Annotated in this window: 1 protein-coding gene; it reads right to left on the bottom strand. The window is 75.8% G+C overall.

The genetic code is table 11. The annotated features are described in order from the left end of the window. Positions 1 to 524: VanZ family protein (locus CKO13_RS12495; protein WP_200261486.1), on the bottom strand; the 524-nt coding region annotated here is incomplete at both ends.

The raw sequence follows: 524 nt of genomic DNA, 5'->3' as shown, positions 1-524 counted from the left end.
AGCTGGCCGAGCGCCACGTAGACGAGGGCGTAGGCGAGCAGCGCCAGGCGCAGCGCCGGCAGCCCGCCGCCGCGCAGCGTGCGCAGCCACGCCCCCAGGTGGGGGCGCAGGGCGAGCCAGGCGGCGGCGCCGAGGGCGCCGCCGAGCAGGTTCCCCGACATATCGGCGATCGCCGGCTGGCGGTACGGCAGCCATACCTGGAGGAACTCCACGGCGCAGGTCGCCGCCAGGCTGACCAGCACCGCCGCCAGGGCGAGGAGCCCGCGGGCAGCGCGGCCGCCTACGCCGTGGGTCAGCCACGCGGCCCAGAAGAACCCCAGGGGCAGGAAGAGCAGGATATTGGCCGCCCACTGGACACGGTCGGCATCGATCGGGGTATCGAGGCGGATCGCCGAGTAGGCCGCCCACGCCTGCTCCAGGCTCAGGTCGGCGAACTCGAAGGGCAGCAGCGTCATGTAGACGGCCCCGGCCAGGGCCAGCCCCGCCCCCAGGGCGGCGGCCCGGCGGGAGATCGGCTCCCCCGC

Origin of the sequence: Halorhodospira neutriphila (assembly GCF_016584055.1) — a bacterium.
Lineage (GTDB): Bacteria > Pseudomonadota > Gammaproteobacteria > Nitrococcales > Halorhodospiraceae > Halorhodospira > Halorhodospira neutriphila.
The sequence above is the reverse complement of the archived record's forward strand: the minus strand, read 5'-3'. Positions and strand labels throughout refer to the sequence as shown.